Below are 18,513 nucleotides of genomic sequence, written 5' to 3'. Positions count from 1 at the left end.
GCGCTCGACGCAGAACAGGGCTGCGGCCCCGCCAACCGGCAGCGCCGCAGCGATCGGTGCAAGGTCGGCACTGACGTACGTCGAGCACCAGGCGGACGTCTGCGTCCCGCAGTCGCTGCAGGAAGGACTCACCGTCGAAGCCATAGACGCCGATCGTCACCATTCTGAGCACCGGATATCACCCAGCTGCTCGGCGAGTTGACGTCACGCGACGGCGGTTCCTTCGAGTTCGACCAGCTGGCCGGGGATCGCCAGCCGTGTCACTCCGGGCATTGTGGTGGTCGGGGCGACCCCGGCGGCGCCCATCCGCGACGCCAGTACGCCGTACTGCTGAAAGAGCAGGTCGACGTCGGTGGTGTAGACGTTGAGCCGGACAAGGTCCGCGAGTGACATGCCGGCCTCGCCGAGTACAGCCTCCAAGTTGTCGAGGCTCAGCGCCAACTGTCCTGCCATTCACCGTCGTGCTGGGGCTTGCCGTCGCCGTCCATCGCGGTCTGCCCGGAGCAGTAGAGGGTCCGAGTCTGCCCGGACACGATCTCGCCCTGATTGAATCCCAGCTCCACCGACCACGTCACCGGGTTGATCTAGCGTTTGGTGCCTTTGACGGTTCCTGTGAGGTCTTCGCCGGGTGGGCCGTAGGCGGCGCAGACTACTAGGCGGTCTTCGTCGTTCCAGAGGTCTTCGTCGGGGGTCCACCAGCCGAGGTCCAGCTCGGATTTGTCGACGGTGTTGCCGATGTATGAGGCGAAATCTGTTGCACAGCCGGACTTCGCGGCTTTGACGACGCCCTTGTCGCCTGGGTACGGGCCGTCGGGGAGGGTGATGTTCGAGATGATCTCGCCGTCGTGGGCTTGCGCGCAGGGGCGGCGGATTGCCTCGTCCTCTTCGTCGCCGTCGTCGAAACACTCGCCGACGGCCAGCTCGTCGACGTACGTCGTCGGGCCCGAGCCTGAGCCTGAGCCGGAGGCGCCGTAGTCGTCGTCGGCGGTGGCGCCGATGGCGATCAGGACGCCGAAGAGGATGAGGTATCCGAGTGTTGTCAGCGAGCCGATCACCAGGCCCGCGATCGCCATGCCTCGGCCTGCTTCCGGGCGCTTCTTGAGCTGCACCAGCGCAGCGATCCCGAGGCCGACCGCCACCGGTGCGGCGAATCCGACGAAGATGCCACCGATCCCGGTCGCCAGGGCCGCGGTCGCCAGCCCGTTCGTACCGCCCGTCTGCCCCGCATACCCGTATCCGTAGCCATAGGCCGCCGGCGGTTGCCCGTACGCCGCCGGATACTGCGCCGGCCCATACCCCGCCCCATACGCCGCCTGCCCGCCTTGCTGCTGTCCACCCGCCTGTTGCCCGTACGGCGGCTGCCCATACGGCGACTGCGCTGGCTGCTGCTGCGCTGGTTGAGGTTGTGACTGCGGTTGTGGTTGACCTGGTGCCGCCCACTGGGTTCCGGACTGCGGGTCCTGCGGCTGGTTCGGGCGGCCATAGGTCGGGAAGGACCTGGGTGTGTCTTGTGGCCGGTTCGGGTCCGGTTCGGATGGTGGCTGAGTCACATTCCCCCCGCGGGTACTACCGCTGCGATCCGCGCATGCTACCGCTCAGCCGCAGTCCCGGCATGCCCAGCAGGCACAGGACGTTGCCGTCAGCAACAGCACGATCTTCCAGGACGACGTAGTACATGTCCAGCTCGGACCGTTCGTACGGCTTGCCGACGAACGCGTTGAAGGCGGTCGCGCACTGCTGCGTCGCGACCGTCCCGGTCTGCTCCGCGGAGAGCCCGGCGAGGTTCGCCCGGACCGTCGCGTACGCCTCCCCGGTGTGCGCGACCGCGCAGTCCGCGATCCGCACCACCCGCAAGGCCTCGGCCTCCAGGTCCGCGTCGAAGCACCGCCCGACCTCGACCTGCGAGATCGACACGGTCCGGCCGATGCCCGCCCGGCGCTCGCCGTCCAGGCCGAGGGCGACCGCCACACCGATCGCGATCACCCAGCACAGGCTGACTACCAGAGCGCCGTACGCCAGCCGCTTGCCGCGGCCACCGGTCCGCTTGATCCGGCGTAACGCGACCCCGGCCAGCACCACTGCGATCGGCACCAGTCCGGGCAGGCTGGTCACGAACGCGGCAAGGGCATACCGGTCCTGCCGCTGCTGCGCCGGAGTCGGTACGCCGTCCAGCCAAGACTCAGCCGGCGGCAGCGAGGGCCTCGCAGGCTGGGTCGGTGGGGGCGGCTGGCTCATGCGGGTCCGTTCGGCAAATGGGCCGAGCGTTCTGTTTTGCCCGGACACCAAGTCATCGGACCGGCCGGTCTCGGTGTTACACCCGCTGCCCAGTAATCGGACGCCTGTCTCAGCGCGTAACGCAGCGTTTATCGCAGGACACGGCGCGGCACATGCGGGCCGTCGTTCCGTCCCTCGAACAGCGAAACGGTCATCGCCTCGAGCGCGAGCAGCGGTGCGACGTTGGCCTCGATGGCCTCCCGGCAGGCGGCGATCGCGTCAATCCTGCGAATCGTTTGTTCAGGCGTGGTTCGGCCACCGAACTGCTCGATGTCGCGGCGCAGTTCGGCGTTGATCAGCTCGGTGCCGGCGGTGGTCTGCACCACCAGCACGTCCCGGTAGAGCGCCATCAGATCGACGAGTGACCGGTCGAGCACGTCCCGTTCCCAGCGCTTGGCGCGTGCCTTCTGCTGATCCTCGAGCTCCTTCAGCGCGGCGTTCGCCTCGCGCGGCTTGGCGCCCTTGGTCCCGACGCCGAGCGCCTGCTCGAGCGCGGCCCGCTCTTTCTCGTCGACCTTCTCGGCGCTGGCCTTGGCCTCCACCTTGGCCGCATCGACCAACTGCTGCGCAGCCTTCAGGCAGGCCCCGAGATCACGCAACGCGAACGGAACCTCCAGCACCTTGTTCCGCCGGTCGCGCACCTCCTCGTCCCGTGCCAGCGCCCGCGCCCGGCCGATGTGACCCTGCGCCGCCCGCGCCGCGAACCCGGCCAGCTCCGAATCCACACCCAGCTTGTTGGTCAGCATCTCCGCGACCGCCGCTGCCGGCGGTGTCCGCAGCACCAGCAGCCGGCAGCGCGACCGGATCGTCGGTACGACGTCCTCCACCGTCGGCGCGCACAGCACCCAAACCGTCCGGGGCGCGGGCTCCTCGATGCTCTTCAGCAGCGCGTCGGCGGCCTGCTCGGTCAATCGATCCGCGTCCTCGACCACCATCACCTGCCACCGGCCCTGGGTCGGGCTCATCGCGGCCCGGCGGACCAGCTCGCGGACCTCGCTGACCCGGATCGAGAGCAGTTCGGTCCGGATCAACGACACATCCGGGTGCGCACCGCTGAGCGCCGTACGGCACTCGTTGCACTCGCCGCAGCTTTGGTTGTGGCACTGCAGAGCAGCCGCGAACGCCCGGCCGGCATTCGACCGGCCCGATCCAGGCGGCCCGGTGATCAACCACGCATGCGTCATCCCGGCCACGGCGGCACCGGTCTCGCCCCGCATCCCGGCCTCGGCCCCAGCCACCGCCCTCTTCAGTACGGCGACCGCCGGCTCCTGCCCGACCAAGTCGTCCCAGACACTCATCAGGTCACCTTCGGGAGAATGGGTTGGAGTCGGGCGCGGATCTGTTTGGCGATGTCGTCGCGGTCTTGGGAGGCGTCCAGGACCAGGTAGTGCTGGGGTTCGGCGGCAGCGAGCTCGAGGAAGGCGTTCCGGACCCGCTCGTGGAAGTCGTGGGACTGCGCCTCGATGCGGTCCCGTTCGGCGAACCGGCCGAGGCCGTGTTTCGGGGGAAGGTCGAGCAGGATGGTGAGGTTCGGCCGGAGATCGTCGGTCGCCCAGCGGTTCACCCGCTCCACGTCGGTCAGGTCCAGGTCCCGCCCGGAGCCCTGGTACGCCAGCGCGGAGTCGACGTACCGGTCCGTGATGACGACCGCACCGGCTTTGAGCGCGGGTTTGATCACCGAGTCCACGTGCTCGGCCTTGTCGGCGGCGTAGATCAGCGCCTCGGCGCGGTGCGAGATGTCACCGGTGGCCGGGTCGAGAACGATCTGCCGCAGCGTCTTGCCGAGGTCGGTCGCGCCGGGCTCACGCGTCAGCAGAACCTGCTGCCCCTGCTCCTTCAGCCACTCCACCAGCAGCGCGGACTGGGTCGACTTGCCGGCCCCCTCGCCACCTTCGAGAGCGATGAACAGTCCCGTGGTCGGGTACACACCTGGAGTCTTACCGAAACTACGGCGTACGTCGCGCCAGAACGGGACTCCCGGTCGATCGTCCATCTGCCGCCAGGCGACCAGGCCGATCACGCCGGCCAGGATCGCGGCGATCAGCATCGTCATCGAGGCGCCGTTGTAGGTGACCGACCTGCCGCCGACCGTGTACGTGTGCCGGCCGATCGCGCCCGCGGCGAACGGCGCGATCGCCAGCGTGACCGCAAGGACCGTGCGTACGGCGGACTGGACGAAGGCGAACGTCCGCCCGCGAACCGCGTCCGGGACCTCGAGGCCGAGCAGCGTGTAGCCGGAGACCCAGGAGGCGCCGGCGCAGAATCCGAGCAGGATCGCGATCATCGTGGCGATCTCGATCTGCTGGATCAGAGCCAACCCGGCCAGGCAGATGCCGGAACCTACCAGGCCGGCGGCGAACAGCCGGCGCCGGGACAGGCCGGAGAAGAGCCGCGGCGCGAACCCCATGCCGAGCGCGAGACCACCGAAGACAGCGCCGAACAGCACGCCGTACCCGGGATCGCCGGCCCCGAGACCCTCGACATACGTGCGGCCGAGGCCGATCACGACCGCGCCGGCCGCGAACGCTCCGGAGATCCCGACCACGAGACCGCGGACCACCGGCGTACCGGTGACGTAGGACCAGCCCTCGACCATGGTCCGCCACACGGTCGGGTGGTCCTCGTGCTCGTGGATGGCGCGGCCGATCTCGGCGACCGACACGATCGCGAAGGCCGAGATGACGAAGGTCGCGGCGTTCACGTACACAGCCAGGTCGATGGCGAAGTCGCCGGCCCAGCGGGAAACCAGGGTGATCGCGGTGAAGATGACCGCGGCCGGCAGCGCCGTTCCGTACGTCGTGATCAGGCTGAGCTGGTTGGCCGCCTCCAGCCGGTGCCGGGGCACCAGGTTCGGCACGCTCGCATCCTTGGCCGGACCCCAGATCAGGCTGACGATCTCGATCAGCACCGTGGCCACCAGCACCCAGGTCAGCGTGCCGACGAGCGGGATGCTGACGAAGAACGCGGCCCGGATCAGGTCGCCGAGGATCATCGTCCAGCGCCGGTCGAGCCGGTCCGCGATCCAGCCGGCCACCGGGCCCATCACCAGCGCGGGCAGCACGCGCAGGAAGAGCACGCCGCCGATCGCGAAGTTCGCCGCCTGGTAGTCGTCACCCGCGAACGACTTCGCCATCGCGGTCAACGCCAGCAGACCGATCCAGTCGCCCAGACTGGACAGCCCGAACGCGATCCACAGCCGCCGGAACGCCCGGATCCGCAACACCGCGCGCACATCGTGCGCCGGTGCAGGATCGGTCAGCGGGTCATATACCTCCGGCACACCCAAAGCCTAGTGGGCAGCATCGACAGCCTGACGCAGCGCATCCAGCGCGGCCTTCAGCTCGACCGGCGGCGGGAATCCGAACCCGAGCCGGAACACCCGGGGCTCGTCGCCGAACCAGTCCCCGTCGGCCAGCCGCACTCCCAGGTTCGCCGCCGCCCGGCGGAACCGCTCCAGATCGAGGTGCGGCTTGAGCCTGACCACGCACAAGGCCCCAGCATCCGGCCGGATCCACTCGACCGCATCGTCGTTGGCCCGCACCCACTCCCCGGTGATTGCCAGTCCTTCCTCGAGCAAGGGACGTCGTACGGCGAAAATCTCGTCCTCACGCTCGAAGACGCGCAGGGCGAGGGCCTCGGTGACCGGCGAGGCGGAGACGACCGTGTTGAACTTCGCCGTCACGAGCTGGCCCACCAGGTCCGCATCCGTGCTGACGATCCAGCCGATCCGCAGGCCGGCCGCGCCGTGGCACTTCGACAGCGACGCCACGGTCACCACCTTCGGGCCCAGCCCCACGGCCGTCTCGGCGACCGGATCATCGCCGTACGTCGCGGTCCGGTAGGTCTCGTCGACCATCAGATACGCGTCCGGGCAGACCTCCGCCATCGCGGCGACGATCTCCTGCAGGGTCTGTGAGGGTACGGCGACCCCGGACGGGTTCTGCGGTGTCGTCAGGCTGACCAGCTTCGTGTCCGCCGTGAGCTGCTCCCGAACGGCGTCGGCGGTCAGCCGGTAGCCGTCGTCGAAGGTCAGCGGGACCACGCGGACGTCGGCAGCGACCGATTCGTACGCGTTGCGGGTCAACGGGAACAGCGGCGCGGTCGTGACGACCTGGCCGCCGTGATCCGCGAGCAGATAGGCGAGCAGGAAGATCGCATGCATCCCGCCGACCGTGACAACGACCTGATCCGGACGGACGCCGTGCCGGTCGGCGATCGCAGTCCGCAACCGGAGGTCGCCCGCCGCGGTGCCGTAGCCGAGCTCGAGGTCGCCGAGCTCCGGAGTCAGCAGGTCCGACAGCCGGAGATCCGGACCGTAGCTCTCGCCCAGGTCGTGACGGGGATGGTCGTCGGTCAGGGACACGATGTCGTTGCGAGGAAAGGTGGCCATATAGCCATGGTTCGGGACCGGGGCTGGCGGCCCCAGAGCCAATCCGGCAGAATTGGTTTGCGAATGAGGCCAATCGAAGCGGTGGAGCGGTTGGGTCGCTGGTCGTCCGGCCGCGGCCCGCTGTACGTGCTGCTCGCGACCCGGCTGCGGCGGCTGATCGACGACGGAGAACTGCCGCCGGGCGCACTGCTGCCGGCCGACCGCGCGTTGGCCGGCGCACTGGCGGTCGGCCGGACCACAGTGGTCGCGGCGTACGACCTGCTGCGGGCAGAGGGCCGCATCACCCGCCACCAGGGCAGTGGGACGCGAGTGGCGGGTACGCCGACCTCGGCGGCGACCGAGGACGCTCCGGTCGACCCGATCTTTCTCGACTCACTGGAGTCCCGCGATGACGGCGTACTGCTCGCCATCTGCGCCGCTCCCGGCGATCCGCCGCCGCAGGTCGCCGAGGCGTACGCGCGGATCGTGCCGGAGCTCAGCCGGATCTCGGGCGACATCGGCTACTACCCCTACGGCCATCCGGTACTGCGTGAGGCGATTGCCGCTCGCTATACCGGGCTGGGCGTCCCGACCGCGCCGGAACACGTCCTGGTGACGAATGGCGGTCAGCAAGCCCTGTCGTTGCTGGCCCATGCGCTGGTGTCGCCCGGAGACCGGGTGCTCGTCGAGGCACCGACGTACCCGGGTGCTTTGGAGGCGTTCCGGGAGGAGGGTGCGGTGTTGCGCGGTCTGCCGGTCGGGCTGGAGGGCTTCGAGGCGGCTGCGCGGGACCTGCGTCCGGCGGTCGCTTATGTGATCCCGACGTACCAGAACCCGACCGGCTCGGTGCTGCCGAGGTTGGCTCGTGAGCGACTCGCTCGGGCTGCCGCGGCTGTCGACGTACCGCTGATCGAGGACGAGGTTCCGGCAGATTTGGGCTTCCCGGGTGAGCCGCGGCCGGCGCCACTTGCCGCCTACAGCGACGCGGTCATCACGGTCGGATCCCTGAGCAAGAGCATCTGGGGTGGGCTTCGCATCGGTTGGGTCCGCGCGCCTGCTCCTCTGGTGAACCGCCTGGCCCGCCTCCGCGCCGTCCACGACCTCGGCGGCAACGTCCCCGCCCAGCTAGCCGCCGCCCATTTGGTCTCCCAGCTCGACGACCTCGGCCTGGCGGAAGAACTGAAGGCCCGCCACGACCACCTCCGCGCGCTCCTCACCCAGCACCTACCGACCTGGGAAGTCCCCCAGATCACCGGCGGCCAATGCCTCTGGGTCCGCCTCCCCCACGGCGACGGCAACTCCTTCGCCCAAACCGCCCTCCGCCACGGCCTAGCGATCCTCCCCGGCTCAGGCCTGGACGTCACCGGCGCCGGCGACCCCTACGTCCGCCTCCACTTCCGAGCCCGCCCCACCGAACTCACCGAAGCAACAACCCGCCTAACCACCGCCTGGCGCACCTACCACCCGCCCACCAACCGCGTCCCATCCCGCCCAGCCCTCGCAATCTGATCCGACTGGCGGGTGTAGAACATTGCGTTCTACACTGGCATCGTGGACAGCATCCCAGTACGCGAGCTCAACCAGCACACCAGCGCGGTGCTGGCACGTGTGGCCGGCGGCGAGACCCTTGAAATCACCGTCAGCGGCCGCCCGGCAGCACGGCTGATCCCGATCGACGACGCCGAGAGCGGCCTGGCGGATCTCGTCCGTCGCGGTCGGCTGATCCCCGCGAGCGATCCCACACCACCCGCGCTGCCGCCAGGCGAACCCGATCTGTCGATCGACTCCACCGAAGTCATCTCCGATCTCCGCGAGGAGCGCCTGTGATCTATCTCGACTCTGCCGCGATCGTGAAACTGATCCGGCCGGAGAAGGAGACCAAGGCTCTGCACGCGTGGCTGACAGCCGAGGCCGACAAGACCCTCGTAGCCTCTGCCCTTGTTGCAACGGAGGTTCCCCGGGCCTTACGGCGAACGGATCCGGGCAGACTGGTCGCGGTGCCGACGGTGTTGGCCAAGCTCAACCGAATCCCGATCGACGAGACTGTCCTCGCGACGGCGGCGGCCTACCCGGATGCCATGCTGCGGACCCTCGACGCGATCCACCTCGCGAGCGCACAGACGCTGGTCCTCGAGGGATTGGAGCTGACTGCCCTCGTGACCTACGACAAGCGTCTGCTCACCGCGGCCGCCGAGGCCGGACTGGCGACCGCAGCACCGGGCGCTGACTAGACAAGCCGCGCGCCCGACGTGCTGAGGGAAGCACGTCGGGCGCGGGTCGGGCTATGCGGTGGTGAAGCGGATGGTTAGGTGGGACGGGGCGGTCTTTAGTTTGTCTCGGTCGGGGAGGGCTGGGCCGCAGGCGGCTGTGCCTACGCCGGTTTGGGCTAGGTCGAGGGTTACATAGGTGGTGTCGCCGGGGACCAGGTCCGCGGTGTGTTTGGCGGATTCCAGGTCGTGGGTGGTCCAGTCGCGGACGGTCAGGCCGAAGAGGGTGCCGAGCGCTTCGATGCGGAGGCCGTCGAGGGTGGCCCAGCGGGTGTCGATGCGGTGGCCGTTCTCCTGGGGGCGGACGTACGGCGTCTGCAGTTCGGCGACCGTAGCCGAGTACTTGCCGACCGCGGCAGCCTCGCGGGTGTCGACGTACGCCTCGTTCGGGCCGGTGCCGAACCACTCGACGCGGTCCACCTTCGGGAGCTCGAAGGTGATGCCCAGCCGCGGCAGCACCTCCGGGAACAGGCCTTCGGGTACGACGCTCAGGTCGAGGACGACTCCACCGTCCACAGCGGTCCAGCGCCAGGTGCTGACGAGACCCCACTGCAGCTGAGGCGGCGCGGTCCGGGTGACGATCTCCCAGGCGCCGTCACGCTCACCCTGGGAGACGATCCGGTGCTGCACCCGGTGCAGACCCTCCTCCCGCCAGGCATCCGCGACACCCGGAATCGCATCGTTGTCGATCGGCGCCCGCCAAACGTCCAAGCGAGCGTTCTGCACACCGGCGACACTGATCCCCTGAACGCCCACTTCACCCTCAGCCGGTGATCCACCAGCGACAGCAGGAACGTCAACCGGCTCATCCAACCGGATCTGGCCCCAGGCGATCCGGTGACCGGCCTCAGCCCAGGAGGTCGACGACGTGAGCTCGGCGGTGACAGTCACCCAGGTCTCGGGCTTCGACGCGTCCACCGACGGCAGTTCCACCGTGACGGACTCACCGGCAGCGACTACCGGAACCGACAGCTCACCCGCGTCGACCTGTTCACCCTCGACCGCGACGACGTACTTGAACGTCAGGTGGCTGGTGTCCAGCACCTCGTAGCGGTTCGTGATCGACACCGCACCGTTGCCGTCAGCAACGATCCGCAGCGGCTCGATCACCTTCGTGTACTCGAGCATGCCGGGTGACGGCGTCCGGTCCGGCAGCAGCAGTCCGTCGCAGACGAAGTTCCCGTCGTGGATCGTCTCGCCGAAGTCGCCGCCGTACGCGTAGACCTCGCGGCCGTCGATCGTGGTGCGGAGGCCGTGGTCGACCCACTCCCAGATGAACCCGCCCTGGCAGCGCGGGTACTTCTCGAACACCTCGCGGTAGTCGAGCAGCCCGCCCGGCCCGTTGCCCATCGCGTGCCCGTACTCGCACAGGATGAACGGCAGGTTCCGGTACAGCGAGGTGTCCGCGCCGATCTCCGCGCAGCCCTCCGGCGAGGTGTACATCCGCGAGTAGATGTCGACGAACTCGGCCTCGGTGTCGCGCTCGTAGTGCACCGGCCGCGACGGGTCGAGCTCCTTCGCGAGGTCGTACATGGCCTTGAGGTTCTCGCCCATCCCGCACTCGTTGCCGAGCGACCAGATGATGATCGACGGGTGGTTCTTGTCCCGGTGCACAGTGCGCGCCATCCGTGACACCAGGTCGTCGCGGAACCGCGCGTCCATCACCGGGTTCGGCAGCTTCGGCGGCTGCGGTTCGTACCCGAACCCGTGCGTCTCCAGGTCACACTCGTCGATCACGTACAGCCCGTACTCGTCGCACAGCGACAGGAAGTGCGGGTGCGGCGGGTAGTGGCTGGTCCGGACCGCGTTGATCCCGGCCCGCTTCATCAGCAGTACGTCGTCCAGCATGTCCTGCTCGGTCAGCGCGCGACCGCGGTCGGGGTGGAACTCGTGCCGGTTGACTCCATTGAACAGCACCCGATTCGAGTTGACGGTCAAGACGCCGTCGACGATCGCGACCGTACGGAAGCCGATCCGCAGCCGCACCTCACCACCGTCGGTCCGCAGTACGCCGTCGTACAGCCGGGGCGCCTCGGCACTCCACGGCTCCACGCTGTCGATCCGGGTGTGCTCGCCGGTCGGCAGCTCCAGGCCCAACTCAGGCACTGAAACAGTGCCGGGTAAGTCGGACTCCACCAGCAGCGTGCCGGCACCGTCGAGGTGGTCGTACGCCGCCTTGACGAAAACGTCGGTCGGGGCGCCCGGGCGCAGCGCGAGCAGGTTCACCTCGCGGAAGATCCCGGACAGCCACCACATGTCCTGGTCCTCGACGTAGCTGCCCGCCGACCACTGGTGCACGCGCACCGCGATCCGCGCTTCCTTGCCTGGGGCAACCAGCTCGGTGAGGTCGAACTCGGACGGCAGCCGGGAACCGGACGACCAGCCGACCAGCTCGCCGTTCACGTGCACCGCGAACCGCGAGTCGACGCCCTCGAACCGCAGCACCACCCGGGCGCCGGCCCAGTCCGCCGGCACCGTCACGGTCCGGACGTAGTCACCGGTCGGGTTGTCGGTCGGCACGTACGGCGGCTCGAGCGGGAACGGGTAGACCACGTTCGTGTACGCCGGAGCGCCGTACCCACTGAGCTGCCAGTGACCCGGGACCGCGAGCGTGTCCCACCCGGAGGTGTCCGGGTCCTTCAGGTCGTCCGGGGCGTCGGCCACGCTCGGTGACAGCCGGAAACTCCAGTCACCGGTCAGCGGCAGCTTCGCCGAGTCGTCGTCCAGCCAGGCCCGCGGGGGAAGCACGTTGGCGCCGGGAGCAAAGTCCTCGACGTAGCTCAGGTCTTGGGTCACAGCCATCGAGCCTAAGCCCAAGTTGTTCACGAATCCACACTGATCAACAGATATGGACAGCCCTGACCTCATCCGGTCAGGGCTGTCCGTGCGGTCTCCTATCCGGTGGTGGCGCTGAAGATGTCGTTGTTGCCGAAGGCGGCCGGGCAGTCACCTAGCGGCCAGGGCGCGGGCAGGACCACAGTCCCCGCGGCCGACGACTGCTGACGCCAGGCGTCGAACGCCGGGCAGTCGGCGGTACGGCGGACGTCCGTCCACACACCGGCGCCGTAGTCGCGGGTGGCGATGCTGTAGACGTAGTCGCCGAGGAACTCGTTGTACAGGATCCGGCCCTGCGACGAACCGCGCGCATCACCGAGCGGTCCGGTGTACTCCGTCGTCCAGGCGCCTGGCGCACCACCTGCCCCGATCGCGGCAGTCTGCAGTACGCCGTGTTCGGGCCGTGGATTGGCCGTGGTTGTCTGGAAGGGCTGCGTGAACGACTGTGACGTCACGTACACCCGTTTGCCGTCCGGGCTGATGGCCGGTGCGGCGTACGCCGAGATGTCGCCGGCCGGGGAGATCGGCGTCGGTGTGCTGAACGAGGCCGCCCCGTTGGTCGAGTAGGCGAAGAACACCTTCTCGTGGTCGGGGCCGTCCCGGCCGTCGACCCAGGCGTTGACGATCTCATTGGTCGCGTCCGCGCCGGTCGGCGCGCCGTTGGCGATGTCCACGCTCGGCATGGCGGCGAGGTCGGTCCGGGCGCCGGCAATGCCGTCGATGATGCACCGCCCGGTCACCGTGTCGGTGTGGAAGCAGGGATCCGTGATCGCCACGACGTCCTGCGGCGACCGCCAGGTCTGGCCACCGTCCAGCGACTTGATCACGGTGTGGGAACCGGCCAGGCCGGTCAAGCCGAGGTGCGTGAGGAACACATAGACCACGCCGTGGCTGTCAGTTCGCACCGTGCAGCCTTGGTAGTAGCCCTGCTGGACATTGAAGATCGGCGGTGCGACCTGGTGCTGCTTCCAGGTGACCCCGCCGTCACGCGACGTGGACACCATTGGCTTGAGTGGGAAGGCGTTGCCACCGCTGAAGCTGTGGAAGTCCGCGTAGCAGACGTACACGTTGCCGAAGAACGGGCTGCTCTCGGCGTTGTCCGCCCAGATCTGCTCCTTGTCCAGTCCGGAACTGAACGCCGCGTGCGGTGCCGCGAAGTACGGCCGCGACCAGTTCGCCTGGTTCGCGATCCGGGCCGGTGTCGGGTTGTCGATGCTCGACACGTTCACGCCGAAGAAGCCGTTCTGGCTGGCGCCGGTGTTGCGCATCACGGTGTCGGTGAGGTTGGTCGACAGGCTGGAGAAGTACAGCCGGTCACCGTTGGCCCAGGAGAATCCGCCCGGCCCCGGCGCGGGCCCGAAGGCGACACCCGGGTCGCTGCGCGAGCGCAGACCGTTCTCGTAGTAGTTCGGCACGGTGTGGATCTGGCCGACGTGTGGGACGCACGGCTCCACGGTCGGGCTGCAGTCGGCCGCGGTGAGCCCGGAGTACGTCGGCTGGATCCAGCTGTGGCCGCGGTCGAACGAGAAGTACACACCGGTGAGTCCCACACCCAGGTTGAAGGTGCCGAGTGGGAACGAACACGCGGCGTGCTCGGTGGATGCGAGTCGTGAGCACGGTTGCATGTCCACCAGGTCGTTGGCGCCGGCGGCGAGCACATCCGGCCGGATGGCGCTGACCGCCAGAGCAGGCTCGTTCTGCGCGTTCTGGGGGTGCGTGGTCGGGGGGCTGGCGACAGTCACGAGAGCGTCGACAGTCGGGGCGGAATGAGCTGCTGGAAGTCCTATCGCGCCGAGCGCGAGGGCAGCCACCAGAATCAGACATCGTCGCAAGGAACGCACGGGGAACTCCTCTCCGCGCGGCCCAGGTCCGGGCAAGCGGAGCGTTCACCACAGGAATGGCCTGGGCCGTGACAAACGTGTCCGGCGTCAGCGTAAGTCTCGCCGGGCCAGGCGCCCAGAGCTCGTGTCAGGTGCTCGTGGCGCAGTTCTTGCAGATGCCGACGAGGGCTACTTGTTCGGGAGCCAACTGGAAGCCGAGCTCGCGCTGGACCTTCTTCCGGGCCGACTCGAGGATGTCGCCGGGAGCGTCGTACACCTTCCCGCACTCGGAGCAGCGCAGGTGCAGGTGCCGCGGCGCGAGGTCGCCCGCCAGGTGGTACGTCGTCCCCGCGCGGCCGAGGTGGACATGGGTGACGAGCCCGAACTCGCCGAGCGCGTCGAGCGCTCGGTAGACGGTCGCGCGGTGGATGCCCGGACGCAGCTGCTCGGCCCGCTCCCCGATCTGCTCGGCGCTCAGGTGCTCCTCGGTCCCCGCGAGCACCTCGACGACCGCGAGGCGGGCCGGCGTGACCCGCTCGCCCCGCTCCCGCAGCCGCTGCGCGCTGACCTCGACCGGACTCGTCACCGGCGCACCCTCTCTCAGGACTTCTTCGCCGCTGTCTTCTTCGCCGCGGTGGTCTTCTTGGCAGCCGTCTTCTTCGCCGCGGTGGTCTTCTTGGCAGCCGTCTTCTTCGCCGCGGTGGTCTTCTTGGCAGCCGTTTTCTTCGTCGTCTTCTTGGCCGTCTTCTTGACCGGACCGCGCGCCCGCTTGTCGGCGAGCAGCTCGGCGGCGCGCAGCAGCGAGATCGTCTCGACCGAGTCGTCCTTGCGCAGCGTCGCGTTCGTCTCGCCATCGGTGACGTACGGACCGAAACGGCCCTCCTTCACCACCACCGGCTGACCGGACTCCGGGTCCTCGCCCAGCTCCTTCAGCGGCGGCGCGGCGGCCCGGCGCCCACGCTGCTTCGGCTCGGAGTAGATCTTCAGCGCTTCCTCGAGGGTGATGTCGAACATCTGGTCCTCGGTCTGCAGCGACCGCGAGTCCGTGCCCTTCTTCAGGTACGGCCCGTAGCGCCCGTTCTGCGCGGTGATCTCCTCGTCCGTGGCCGGGTCCTTGCCGACCACCCGCGGCAGCGACAGCAGCTTCATCGCGTCGTCGAGGCCGATGCTGTCCAGCGCCATCGACTTCAGCAGCGACCCGGTCCGCGGCTTCGCGCTCTTCGGCGCGTCCTCCGGCAGTACCTCGGTCACGTACGGCCCGAACCGCCCGGCCTTCGCGACCACCTTGAGACCGGTGTCCGGCGCCGTACCGAGGTCGTGCTCGACGCCCGACGGCTGCTCCAGCAGCTCCTGGGCCTTCTCGACGGTCAGCTCGTCCGGCGGCAGGTCCTCCGGCACGTTCGCGCGCCGCTCGTCCTTGTCCTCGACGTACGGTCCGTAGCGGCCGACCCGCAGCACGATACCGCTGTCGTCACCGCCCACCGGGAACGTCGACATCTCCCGGGCGTCGATGTCGCCCAGGTCGCTCACCATCGAGTGCAGGCCCTCGAGGTCGGCGTCACCGAAGTAGAACCGGGACAGCACCCCCTCGCGCTGCAGGTCGCCGGCCGCGACCTCGTCGAGGACGTCTTCCATCGACGCGGTGAACTGATAGTCGACCAGCCGGGTGAAGTGCTCCTCCAGCAGCCGCACCACCGCGAACGCCAGCCAGGCCGGCACCAGCGCCTGGCCCTTCTTGTAGATGTACCCGCGGGCCACGTTCGTCCCGAGGATCGTCGCGTACGTCGACGGCCGGCCGATCTCCCGCTCTTCCATCTCACGGATCAGCGTGGCCTCGGTGTAGCGCGCCGGCGGCTTGGTCTCGTGTCCCGAGGCCAGCACCTCGACCGCGGGCAGTACGTCGCCCTCGGCCACGTCCGGCAACCGGGTCTCCTGGTCGTCCGTCCCCGTGGACGGGTCGTCCGCGCCCTCGACGTACGCCTTGAGGAAGCCGTGGAAGGTGATCACGCGGCCGGACGAGGTGAACTCGCACTTCTCACCGGTGGAGGCGGTCGCGTCGATCTTGATCGACACGCTGTTGCCGGCCGCGTCCTTCATCTGGGACGCGATCGTGCGCATCCAGATCAGCTCGTACAGCCGGAACTCGGCACCGGACAGACCGGTCTGCGCCGGAGTCTGGAAGACCTCACCGGCCGGCCGGATCGCCTCGTGCGCTTCCTGCGCGTTCTTCACCTTGGAGGTGTAGACCCGCGGCTTGTCCGGCAGGTACGACGCGCCGTACAGCTCGCGGACTTGCGCCCGGGCCGCGGTGATCGCGGTGTCCGACAGCGTGACGCTGTCGGTACGCATATAGGTGATGTTTCCGTTCTCGTACAGCCGCTGGGCGATCTGCATGGTCTGCGAGGCGGACATGCCGAGCTTGCGGCCGGCCTCCTGCTGCAGCGTGGTGGTCCGGAACGGCGCGTACGGCTTGCGGGTGTACGGCTTGGACTCGATCGACCGGACGGTGAACTGCGACTCGCGCAGCGCACCGGCCAGCGCGGTAGCCGTCTGCTCGTTCAGGTGGACCGTGTTCGCGCCCTTGAGCTCACCGATCGAGCTGAAGTCGCGGCCCTGCGCCACCCGCTTGCTGTCCACCGAGACCAGGCGGGAGGGGAACTGCCGCGGCGTCCGGTCCTCACCGGCGTCCAGCGTGGCGTCCAGGTCCCAGTACGACGCACTCCGGAAAGCGATCCGCTCGCGTTCGCGGTCGACCACCATCCGGATCGCGACCGACTGCACCCGGCCCGCCGACAGCTTCGGCATGACCTTCTTCCACAGCACCGGCGAGACCTCGTAGCCGTACAGCCGGTCCAGGATCCGGCGCGCCTCCTGGGCGTCGACCAGGGACTCGTTGATGTCGCGGGCGTTGCCGACCGCGTCCTGGATCGCCTTCGGCGTGATCTCGTGGAAGACCATCCGCTTGACCGGGACCTTCGGCTTGAGCTCGTCCAGCAGGTGCCAGGCGATCGCCTCGCCCTCGCGGTCCTCATCGGTGGCCAGGAAGAGTTCGTCGGCGCCCTTGAGCAGGTCCTTCAACTTGCGGATCTGCGCCCGCTTGTCGGCCGGGACGACGTACAGCGGGTCGAAGTGGTCCTCGACGTTGACGCCGAGCCGTGCCCACGGCAGGCCCTTGTACTTCGCCGGGATCTCGTCCGCCCCGCTCGGCAGGTCGCGGATGTGGCCGAAGCTGGACTCCACCACGTACCCGGACCCCAGGAAGCCGGCGATCATCCGCGCCTTCTTCGGCGACTCGACGATCACCAGGCGGCTGCCTGCCGCTGTCTTCGTCCCTGCTGCCCCTGCCACTGCGCTCCTTCGCTCTCGTCCTGCCGACAACGTCCCTGAGCGGGCGTCTGTTCCCCCGAACACAGACCGACCCCATCCGAGGACAGGGTACGGCCGACGGCAACGCATTTCTTCCATGCGCTTCTTCAACGCACGGTAACCGGTCCCGCCCCCAGTACGCCCCTCAGGGTTTCAGAAAGTGGCGAACAACCCATCCTCACCGCGCGTCGTACCGGCGCCACTGCCGGCTCCGAGGACCGTTACGAGCGTACGCCGTCTCAGCGGGCGAAACGGATCTCGGGGAACTTCGGGGAGTCTCCGCGCAGCAGCAGCGAGGGCCGGCGGCGCAGGGTCTGGTCGAAGAAAGCGGCGATGTACTCGCGCTGCGCCCAGACGCTGCGGTCCGGTTGCGCACCGCCGACGAGGGCCTTCATCACCGAGGTGATGATCGGGTCGTCGCCGTAGATCGCACGGAAGAGCTGATCGAAGATGAACTGGTAGTCCGTGAACGCCTTCTGCTTGCTCCCGGCCAGGCCCAGGTTCAGCTTCCAGCCGCGCTGGGCGGCCCAGAAGCCGGCCCACGACGTGTCGTAGTACTCCTTGTCCGGATCGGTCCGCTGGGTGTCGCCCGAGCCGAACAGCAGGAACGGCTGATCGAGCCCCTTGAGCGCCGCCTCGCCGAGCGGCCCCTTCGCCGGGTCGTCCCGCAGTGTGCCGTCCAGGTCTATACCGGCCGACACCCGCTCGTCCTCGAGCAGCGTGTTCGCGGTCGCGTAGCCACCGAGCGAGAAGCCGAACATGCCGATCTTGCGCAGGTCCAGTCCATCGCGCAGCCCCTCCGGAAGATCGTTGCCCTCGGCATCGGGATTCGCGCCGCCGGCGATCCGCTCGAGCTGGTCCAGGACGAACCGCGCGTCCGCCGTCCGGGTCTCGACGGCCTTCCGGGTGAAGTCCGGATCGGGCAGCTGCGAGGCCGGTACGCCGGGCAGGAACCGCCCGCCGGGGAACACGACCGGCGTCTCGTGCGTGTGGTCCATCGTCACCACGACGTACCCGCGGCTGGCCAGGTCCTCGACCTGTGCGGTGTTCACGAATCGGCTGTACTGACAGCCGGGCGAGAACAGTACGACGGGATGCCGGATCGGCTGCATCGGTACGTCGACGCGGGCATGCGTCAGGGTGTTCGCGAAGTCGAACGACCCACTTGGCAGCGCGAGTCCCCACTCACCGGTCCAGGCATCGTCCACCTCGACCGCGGTCCGGGCCGGCATGTACTTGGCGACCGGAGCGGACCCCGCCACCGAGGCCGGGTACCAGAGGCTGATCATCAGCTCCCGGCGGCCGCTGGGCATGGTCGGATCCGGCCTCGACTGGTCGATCAGGTGGATGGCGGTCGTCCCGAGCGCCTTGCGTCCACTCGGCGCCGGCAACAGGAACTTCACCGGGTGGAAGTCCGGGTCGTCGTTCTCAGGGTCGTACGGGACAGCTCGGGCAAGGCCGGGAACGGTCAGCGCGAGACCTGTGGCCAGCCCGGCAGTCAGCATGCGGCGTCTGGTGACTCTGTGACTGCTGATGCTGATGGGACGACGATTCGCCATGCGACTCATCGTCATGGCCACAT

13 protein-coding genes and 1 pseudogene are annotated in these 18,513 nt (G+C 68.7%); 3 read left to right on the top strand and 11 right to left on the bottom strand.

Annotated features, from left to right (window positions below; translation table 11 throughout):
- Nucleotides 1-204: 204 nt before the first annotated feature.
- The 6 genes and pseudogenes from AB0E63_RS28670 to AB0E63_RS28645 all read right to left on the bottom strand — a co-directional run bounded on the left by AB0E63_RS28670 (nt 205) and on the right by AB0E63_RS28645 (nt 6,664).
- Nucleotides 205-584, bottom strand: a pseudogene (locus AB0E63_RS28670) (RidA family protein).
- Nucleotides 585-1,550, bottom strand: a complete 966-nt coding sequence (locus AB0E63_RS28665) for a DUF4190 domain-containing protein (RefSeq protein ID WP_360372870.1) — start codon at nt 1,548-1,550, stop codon at nt 585-587. It lies immediately after the preceding pseudogene.
- A 16-nt stretch (nt 1,551-1,566) separates the two neighbouring features.
- The gene (locus AB0E63_RS28660) at nt 1,567-2,235 is read right to left on the bottom strand and encodes a DUF4190 domain-containing protein (protein WP_360372867.1); all 669 of its coding nucleotides are present in this window, start codon (nt 2,233-2,235) and stop codon (nt 1,567-1,569) included.
- A gap of 128 nt (nt 2,236-2,363) precedes the next feature.
- Nucleotides 2,364-3,572: a DNA polymerase III subunit delta' gene (locus AB0E63_RS28655; protein ID WP_360372864.1), complete on the bottom strand. Its 1,209-nt coding sequence runs from the start codon at nt 3,570-3,572 to the stop codon at nt 2,364-2,366.
- Complete coding sequence (tmk, locus tag AB0E63_RS28650; protein ID WP_360372861.1) at nt 3,572-5,554, bottom strand: dTMP kinase; 1,983 nt, start codon at nt 5,552-5,554, stop codon at nt 3,572-3,574. The genes AB0E63_RS28655 and tmk overlap by 1 nt, the downstream gene beginning before the upstream one ends.
- Nucleotides 5,555-5,563: 9 nt before the next feature.
- Entirely contained in the window at nt 5,564-6,664 is a 1,101-nt protein-coding gene (locus AB0E63_RS28645; RefSeq protein WP_360372858.1) for a pyridoxal phosphate-dependent aminotransferase, read from the bottom strand.
- A 63-nt stretch (nt 6,665-6,727) separates the two neighbouring features.
- Between AB0E63_RS28645 and AB0E63_RS28640 the strand changes: the two genes are divergently transcribed.
- Genes AB0E63_RS28640 through AB0E63_RS28630 form a run of 3 tightly spaced genes read left to right on the top strand, consistent with a single transcriptional unit; the run spans nt 6,728 to nt 8,874 of the window.
- On the top strand, nt 6,728-8,152 hold the full coding sequence (locus AB0E63_RS28640) for a PLP-dependent aminotransferase family protein (protein WP_360372855.1): 1,425 nt from the start codon (nt 6,728-6,730) through the stop codon (nt 8,150-8,152).
- A gap of 42 nt (nt 8,153-8,194) precedes the next feature.
- Entirely contained in the window at nt 8,195-8,470 is a 276-nt protein-coding gene (locus AB0E63_RS28635; RefSeq protein WP_360372852.1) for a type II toxin-antitoxin system prevent-host-death family antitoxin, read from the top strand.
- Nucleotides 8,467-8,874 carry a type II toxin-antitoxin system VapC family toxin gene (locus AB0E63_RS28630; protein WP_360372850.1) on the top strand — a complete coding sequence of 136 codons (408 nt, stop codon included), beginning with the start codon at nt 8,467-8,469 and terminating at the stop codon, nt 8,872-8,874. Before AB0E63_RS28635 ends, AB0E63_RS28630 begins: the two co-directional genes overlap by 4 nt.
- Before the next feature lie 51 nt (nt 8,875-8,925).
- On the opposite strand, the gene AB0E63_RS28625 is transcribed toward AB0E63_RS28630, so the two are convergent.
- The 5 genes from AB0E63_RS28625 to AB0E63_RS28605 form a co-directional block, all read right to left on the bottom strand.
- The gene (locus tag AB0E63_RS28625; protein ID WP_360372847.1) at nt 8,926-11,712 is read right to left on the bottom strand and encodes a glycoside hydrolase family 2 TIM barrel-domain containing protein; all 2,787 of its coding nucleotides are present in this window, start codon (nt 11,710-11,712) and stop codon (nt 8,926-8,928) included.
- A 92-nt stretch (nt 11,713-11,804) separates the two neighbouring features.
- Nucleotides 11,805-13,487, bottom strand: a complete 1,683-nt coding sequence (locus AB0E63_RS28620; RefSeq protein ID WP_360372845.1) for a sialidase family protein — start codon at nt 13,485-13,487, stop codon at nt 11,805-11,807.
- A gap of 226 nt (nt 13,488-13,713) precedes the next feature.
- A complete protein-coding gene (locus tag AB0E63_RS28615; RefSeq protein ID WP_360372842.1) occupies nt 13,714-14,151 on the bottom strand; it encodes a Fur family transcriptional regulator in 438 nt (145 codons plus the stop codon).
- Between the two features lie 14 nt (nt 14,152-14,165).
- Complete coding sequence (gene topA, locus AB0E63_RS28610) at nt 14,166-16,913, bottom strand: type I DNA topoisomerase (RefSeq protein ID WP_360372839.1); 2,748 nt, start codon at nt 16,911-16,913, stop codon at nt 14,166-14,168.
- A gap of 257 nt (nt 16,914-17,170) precedes the next feature.
- Nucleotides 17,171-18,436 carry a hypothetical protein gene (locus AB0E63_RS28605; protein ID WP_360372836.1) on the bottom strand — a complete coding sequence of 422 codons (1,266 nt, stop codon included), beginning with the start codon at nt 18,434-18,436 and terminating at the stop codon, nt 17,171-17,173.
- Nucleotides 18,437-18,513 lie beyond the last annotated feature (77 nt).

The sequence above is a fragment of the Kribbella sp. NPDC026596 genome (assembly GCF_040638415.1).
GTDB lineage: Bacteria > Actinomycetota > Actinomycetes > Propionibacteriales > Kribbellaceae > Kribbella.
The sequence above is the reverse complement of the archived record's forward strand: the minus strand, read 5'-3'. Positions and strand labels throughout refer to the sequence as shown.